This window comes from Pseudoalteromonas sp. ESRF-bin5 (assembly GCF_002632075.1).
GTDB classification, from domain to species: Bacteria; Pseudomonadota; Gammaproteobacteria; order Enterobacterales; family Alteromonadaceae; genus Pseudoalteromonas; species Pseudoalteromonas marina.
On sequence record NZ_NTLW01000314.1, the window covers coordinates 1 to 7,262 of the forward strand.

The following is a 7,262-nucleotide window of genomic DNA, read 5'->3' on the forward strand; positions in this document are numbered from 1 at the left end:
CTCGTTATAACTAAATGAAATAGGGACATAATGATTTAGTATTTTAAATTTATTAACACATAATTTACCTTTGTACCTGCATTGTGACAATCCATCACGATATAACTAATAAAAAAATCTAGGGAAAATTATGACAACAAGTAAAACATTTAATAAGTGTGCAATAGCACTTACCATTAGTACGCTTTTTGCTACTGCATCAAGCATGGCTAACCCAGCACAAGCAATTGGCCCTTCAGTGGCTGATACAACAGCTAAACTTCAAAATCAAAGTGGCTTTGAAACGCAATTCATCATTAAATATAAAAATAACAACGTTGATGCACTGAGTTACTCTACTGCAGATGAAAGCCCTGTAAACATGAAAGCACGTGCAAAAAACTTTGTTAAAAACTTTGCCTCTAAAAAAGGAAAAGTTAAAGCAAAGTACATTCGCGCAATGGCACTAAATAACCACCATGTTATGCGAGCAGATAAAAAACTTAGCGCAGCAGAAGCACAAGAGTTTATGCAAGAAATGGTTGATTCAGGCAACGTTGAGTACATTGAAGTTGACCAAATGTTAAAACCTTTTGCGACACCTAACGATCCGCGCTATGGCGACCAGTGGCACTACTATGAGCAAGCTGGCGGTTTGAACTTACCAACAGCTTGGGACACCGCAACAGGTAGTGGTGTAGTAGTGGCTGTTCTTGATACAGGTTACCGCCCTCATGCCGATTTAAATGCTAATATTTTGCCAGGTTACGATATGATTTCTAACCTATCAGTTGCTAACGATGGCGGCGGCCGTGATAGCGATGCACGTGATCCGGGCGATGCAGTAGCAGCCGGCGAATGTGGTAATAATGGTGCGCAAGGGTCTAGCTGGCATGGTACGCACGTTGCGGGTACTGTTGCAGCCGTTACAAATAATGGTGAAGGCGTTGCCGGTGTTGCTTATGACGCAAAAGTAGTTCCAGTACGTGTACTTGGTAAATGTGGTGGTTTAACGTCTGATATTGCCGACGGCATTATTTGGGCATCTGGCGGTAACGTATCGGGCATCCCTGGAAACCCTAACCCAGCTGATGTTATTAACATGAGCTTAGGCGGAAGTGGCTCTTGTAGTTCTACAACACAAAATGCAATCAATACAGCTCGCAACAATGGCGCTGTTGTAGTTATTGCAGCAGGTAACGATAACGATAACTCAGCAAACTACAACCCAGGTAACTGTAACGGTGTTGTTAATGTAGCATCAGTTGGTCGAAATGGTGGCCGTGCTTATTACTCAAACTACGGTAGTAACATTGATGTTGCTGCACCCGGTGGTGCACAAAGCTTTGCTAACGATTCTGAAGGTGTTCTGTCTACGTATAACTCGGGATCTTCTTCTCCATCAACCGATAGCTATTCATTCTCTCAAGGTACATCTATGGCCGCTCCGCACGTAGCGGGTGTAGCTGCACTTATCAAGCAAGCAAAACCAAATGCTACGCCTGATGAAATTGAGAGTATTTTAAAATCGTCTACTCGCTCATTCCCTGCAACATGTAACAACTGTGGTACAGGTATTGTTGATGCAGCAGCTGCTGTTGCCGCAGCAAGTGGCGGTACAACACCACCTACAACAGGTGATAATGAACTTGTTGATGGCGAAGCTAAAACAGGCTTAAGCGGTGGTGCTAACGCACAAGATTTTTACACCATGACCGTACCAAGCGGAGCAACCAATGTGACGTTTACAATGAGCGGTGGTACAGGTGATGCCGATCTATACGTTCGTGCTGGCAGCCAACCAACTACATCAAGCTACGACTGTCGTCCGTACAAAGGCGGCAACAGCGAAGAATGTTCTATCGATAATCCAACGGCAGGTACGTACCATGTAATGCTTCGTGGTTACTCTGCTTACTCTGGTGTGAGTTTGGTAGGTAATATCACAGGTGCATCTTCTGGTGGCGGTTCAGGCACACCTGAAGCTGGTGGTGGTACTGTTAGTGACGTAAGTGCCAGTGCTGGTCAGTGGAAACACTACACACTAGATGTCCCTGCAGGTATGTCTACATTTACTGTAACTACTTCTGGTGGTACAGGTGATGCTGATTTATTTGTGAAGTTTGGTAGTCAGCCAACATCGTCTAGCTACGATTGTCGTCCATATAAAAATGGTAATGCTGAAACATGTACCTTTAATAATCCACAAGCCGGTACATGGCATTTAAGTGTAAATGCTTACAGAACCTTCTCTGGTTTAACTATTAGCGGACAATACCAACCATAATAGTAATTTCATAATCTTTGGGATAGCAAAGGCCAAACTGACTGTTTGGCCTTTTTTTGTGAGTAAGGTAATTTTTAGTCTAATGAGGCTTAATGCTAACGAGCTATTTTAGACAACTAAGCCTCGTCAATCACTAGAGGAAGCTTTGTTATATACCTGTTTTATATAAAGATTAAACATACAATATCGGTTTTATTCCCTAAAACTGGTTAAGTATAGTTGCTAATGAATATACGTATTAGTTCAAATATATTACTAACTTATCACCAGAAAACAAAAAACCCAGCCTAAGCTGGGTTTTTAAATTCTAAAAAACTAAAATTACTTGATTTTAGCTTCTTTGAAAATCACGTGTTTACGAGCCTTAGGATCGAACTTTTTGATTTCCATCTTTTCAGGCATGTTACGTTTGTTTTTGTCAGTAGTGTAGAAAAAACCAGTACCGGCAGTTGAAACTAAACGGATTTTATCGCGCATGATTCAGTTCCTTAAACTTTTTCGCCGCGAGCACGGATTTCTGTAAGAACCGCGTCGATGCCTTTTTTATCGATAATACGCATACCTTTAGTAGTAGTGCGTAATGTTACAAAACGTTTTTCACTTTCAACCCAAAAACGGTGTGTTTGTAGGTTAGGTAGGAAACGACGTCTAGTCGCGTTTCTCGCGTGTGAACGGTGGTTACCAACCGCTGGACGCTTACCTGTAACTTGACATACTTTAGACATGTCTATATATCTCCAATAACTTCGCTCGAGCTTAATTTAATCTAAGGCCGTGTATTTCTGCCCTAGATAAATCGAAGGGCGCTCTTTATACAGCTTTTACAGGCAAAGATCAAATACTGATCTATCCAACCAGCTCATATGTAAATTTGATAGCGGCCAATTATAAAGATCGAATGCCCTTAGGGAAAGTAAAAACTGCATTTAAATTAAACTAATTTACTAAAATGTATTAAACCGCTCATTTTTAGCACATTTCTATATTAAAGAGAGTCAAATAAGGCCACGCTCGGCAAACGAAACACACGTTTCACCTCCCACAATGATATGGTCAAGCACATTTATGTCTACTAATTGCAGTGCTTGCTGCAATTTATTGGTAATAAGCTTATCTGCTTGGCTTGGTTCAGCAATCCCACTTGGATGGTTATGAGCAAAGATAACAGCCGCTGCATTATTTTTAAGTGCCGCTTTAACAACCTCCCGCGGATACACACTTGCGGCATTTATTGTGCCGTAAAAAAGAATCTCATCTTTTACTAAGCGGTTTTGACTATCAAGATAAAGCACCATAAATACCTCTTGCTGTAGACCCCGCATTTGAATGGTAAGGTAATCGTATACTGAATTAGGGGAGTTAAACACGGCATCTCGTTGGCAGCGCTCCTGCATATAACGCTGACTTAATTCAAGTACCGCTTGTAATTGAACATACTTCGCCGTTCCCAATCCTTTTTGCGAACAAAATTCGTCCATGCTGGCATTAAACAAGTTATGTAATGTTTTATTTTCGTTCAGTAAGTGCTGAGCCAATTCTATTACGTTCATCCCCGGCAACCCGGTACGTAAAAATATGGCAAGGAGCTCTGCATCACTTAGCGCTTTAGCGCCTTTTTCGATAAGCTTTTCACGTGGGCGTTGAGCATTGGGCAGTGAAGTTAGTTGCATTTTTTCATCCTTGAATAACTCATGTGTCTTATAAATGTAATGCAAAATAAAAATTTAGCTTGTAATTTTAAATTAAAAGCTTAGCTGAACGAGTAAAGATTTGTTATTTTAGGCGCCATATTTAATAAGATTGACAGACAACCATGATGACGTTAACAAACAAAAAAATTGTACTGGGTATTAGCGGTGGAATTGCAGCCTATAAATGCGCTGAGCTCGTAAGACGATTAAAAGAGCATGGTTGTGAAGTAAAAGTTGTCATGACTGAGTCAGCCAAGCATTTTATTACGCCACTCACAATGCAAGCCGTTAGCGGCGAGATAGTATCGGATTCATTGCTCGACCCTGCCGCTGAAGCCGCGATGGGACACATTGAGTTTGCCAAGTGGGCTGATCTTATTTTAGTCGCTCCTGCAACATGTAATATTATTGCCAAAATGGCGACCGGCATTGCAGACGACTTACTGACGACTTTACTACTTGCGACTCCTGCAAAAGTTGCGGTAGCCCCAGCTATGAACCAGCAAATGTATGCACATGCTGCAACGCAAGCAAACCTAGCCACTTTAAAAGCGCGTAACGTTCTTATTTGGGGCCCGGGCAAAGGAGAACAAGCGTGTGGAGATGTCGGCTCAGGACGTATGCTTGAACCACATGAGCTTGTAGCGTTATGTGTTGAAAACCAACCTCCTCAAATTTTAGCTGGTAAAACAATTACTATCACCGCAGGCCCAACCCGTGAGCCGCTTGACCCTGTTAGGTTTATATCAAACCATAGCTCTGGAAAAATGGGTTACGCACTTGCAGAAGCCGCGTTGTTACTCGGTGCTAACGTTAATTTAATTTCTGGCCCTGTAACTATCAAAGCCCCTATTGGTGCAAATCTAATAAATATAGAAAGCGCAGAGCAACTATTAAATGAAGCACTAGTATATGCACCGCAGTCGGATGCGTTTATTGGCTGCGCAGCTGTTGCCGATTACAGAGCTGGCGAAGTAGCAACTCAAAAAATGAAAAAGCAAGGCGACGAGCTAACACTAACGTTAGTTAAAAACCCAGATGTCATTGCAGCGGTTGCTAATATAGAAAAAAACCGCCCTTACACTGTGGGTTTTGCCGCTGAAACGCAAAACGTTGAGAGTTATGCTAAAGGTAAATTAGTTAATAAAAACCTAGATATGATATGCGCAAACGATGTATCGCAAAGTGGTTTAGGGTTTAATTCTGATCAAAACGCGTTGACTCTGTATTGGCAAAATAAACAGTTAGAATTGCCCGTTAGCAGTAAAAGTACAATTGCTTTAAAAGTGATCGAACAGCTGGCTAAACATCTATAAAAGGCTGGAAACAAACTGAATAAAACATTAACATATGCTTTTCATTTGAACAAAAAATGATTAACCCCAGCCAAGAATAACTAATAAAAAAGGAATGTTCATGCCTGCGACAAAAAGAAGTAATCGCAAAGAGCAAATACTGCAAGCACTCGCACAAATGTTAGAAACAAGCCCTGGTCAACGAATCACCACAGCTAAACTAGCTGCTGAGGTTGGTGTATCTGAAGCGGCCCTGTATCGTCACTTTCCTAGCAAAGCGCGTATGTTTGAAGGCTTAATCGAGTTTATTGAAGACACTCTTTTATCGCGCATCAACCTTATTTTAGAAAACGAAAAAGAAAGCCAAACCCGTGTTTATAATATTTTACTTTTACTTTTAACATTTGCCGAAAAAAACCCTGGTATTACCCGTATTTTAACCGGTGATGCGCTGCAAGGTGAACAAGAGCGCTTACGTGAACGCGTTCAAAGCTTTTTTGAAAAATTAGAAACCCAACTTAAACAAGTACTTAGAGAACGCAAGCTTCGTGAAGGAAAAAACTTCCAAAGCGATGAGCTTACACTGGCTAACTTTTTACTTGCCTATGTTGAAGGAAAAATGAATCAATTTGTGCGCAGTGACTTTAAAACTAAGCCAAGCGTCCAATTTGAAAAACAATGGCCTGAATTGCAAAAAATTTGGCTCTAACATAATTATACCCGCTGAATTAATTTTTAAATAAAACGACCAAATGGTCGTTTTATCGTTTATACCTGTTACTTATCGCCACCACCTGCCTTCTATCCTATCTGGTCGAAATATTAGTCAAACTCGTTACAATAAAATAATGTTAAAAAACGAGATTCAATAATGAAAACAAAGCTCACCCTACTAAGTAGCGCACTTATTACTGGCTTAGTCAGCACCGCGCCTAATGCAAAAGAGGCATTAGAATTCACAGATGTATTTAACTTTAAATCAGCCAAAGGCACACAACTATCTGAAGATGGACGTATTTTATCTTTAAGTGCCACGCCATACCGCGGCAATGCTGCAGGTCAGGTTTACTCTTTAACCTCAAATAGTTTAATCAGCGAAGTGGACCGCGGCACCAAGCCGTTTATAAACAAAGCAGCCAACTGGACTGCATTTACACAAGTACCCACATTACTCGAAAAAGAAACCACCAAGAAAAAAAACACGCTTAAAAAAAACTTAGTGCTAGTGAATACTGAAACAGGTGAGCAAAAAAGTTTTGAGAATGTAGAAGACTACGTATTATCAAACGACGGGGTATGGCTTGCGTATCGCTTAGATAAAAAAGCAGATAAAACTGATAATGTAGAAAAAAATACCAAAAATGAGAGTAAAGAGGAAGACAGCAGCGCCATTTCACCTGACAAAAAAGACAAGGTTTACTCGCTCGTTATTGTTAATTTAAAAAACCAACAAAGTGAAACTATTGATAACGTTTTTAGTTACAGTATAAGTGCTACCAATGATCAGCTTTTACTAAGCCAAAGTTACCCTGATGGTAACGACAACCAAATAAAGCTAATCACACTAACATCTTTTAAAAGTGAAGTGCTAATTGATGAACCCGGTGTTATTGCTAATAAAATAGCATGGCACCCAATCGAAGCAACCGTAGCATTTACATTGGGTAATTATGTAAACGAAGATACCCGCCGTCGAAACCACTCACTACAATTATGGAAAAACGAAACACTTTCAACTATTGAATCTACAAACAAAGAGTGGACTATAGGCAAAACCGCAAAACTAAGCTGGTCAGAAAACGGCGAACGCTTATACTTTGAAAACCGACCAAAACTTGCAGCGAAAGTAAAAGCCAAAGAATTCGTAGATGAAACCTCACTCTATGACATTGCCACTATTCGCGAGCAAAAAGGCTTGGATGTTTGGCATAATAAAGACCCAGAAATAAAACCACGAGAAAAACAGCAATGGAACGCGGTTAATAAGCACCGTCACTACGAAGCCGTATA

At 40.6% G+C, this 7,262-nt stretch carries 6 protein-coding genes and 1 pseudogene; 4 read left to right on the top strand and 3 right to left on the bottom strand.

Features of this window, described 5'->3' with window-relative positions; all coding sequences use genetic code 11:
• Positions 1–130 precede the first annotated feature (130 nt).
• Entirely contained in the window at positions 131–2,266 is a 2,136-nt protein-coding gene (locus BCG07_RS18985; RefSeq protein ID WP_243531701.1) for a S8 family peptidase, read from the top strand.
• A gap of 321 nt (positions 2,267–2,587) precedes the next feature.
• Here the strand turns inward: BCG07_RS18985 and rpmG are convergent, their stop codons facing one another.
• The 3 genes from rpmG to radC all read right to left on the bottom strand — a co-directional run bounded on the left by rpmG (position 2,588) and on the right by radC (position 3,936).
• Positions 2,588–2,743: a 50S ribosomal protein L33 gene (gene rpmG / locus BCG07_RS18990; protein WP_004587947.1), complete on the bottom strand. Its 156-nt coding sequence runs from the start codon at positions 2,741–2,743 to the stop codon at positions 2,588–2,590.
• 11 nt (positions 2,744–2,754) lie between these two features.
• Positions 2,755–2,991 carry a 50S ribosomal protein L28 gene (gene rpmB, locus BCG07_RS18995; RefSeq protein WP_006793236.1) on the bottom strand — a complete coding sequence of 79 codons (237 nt, stop codon included), beginning with the start codon at positions 2,989–2,991 and terminating at the stop codon, positions 2,755–2,757.
• A gap of 270 nt (positions 2,992–3,261) precedes the next feature.
• Entirely contained in the window at positions 3,262–3,936 is a 675-nt protein-coding gene (gene radC, locus BCG07_RS19000; RefSeq protein ID WP_008131137.1) for a RadC family protein, read from the bottom strand.
• A 143-nt stretch (positions 3,937–4,079) separates the two neighbouring features.
• On the opposite strand from radC, the gene coaBC reads away from it, so the two are divergent.
• The 3 genes and pseudogenes from coaBC to BCG07_RS19015 all read left to right on the top strand — a co-directional run.
• The gene (coaBC, locus tag BCG07_RS19005; protein ID WP_010556610.1) at positions 4,080–5,273 is read left to right on the top strand and encodes a bifunctional phosphopantothenoylcysteine decarboxylase/phosphopantothenate--cysteine ligase CoaBC; all 1,194 of its coding nucleotides are present in this window, start codon (positions 4,080–4,082) and stop codon (positions 5,271–5,273) included.
• A 100-nt stretch (positions 5,274–5,373) separates the two neighbouring features.
• Positions 5,374–5,961, top strand: a complete 588-nt coding sequence (gene slmA / locus BCG07_RS19010) for a nucleoid occlusion factor SlmA (protein ID WP_006794533.1) — start codon at positions 5,374–5,376, stop codon at positions 5,959–5,961.
• Positions 5,962–6,123: 162 nt separating this feature from the next.
• Positions 6,124–7,262, top strand: a pseudogene (locus tag BCG07_RS19015) (S9 family peptidase); the annotation flags it as partial.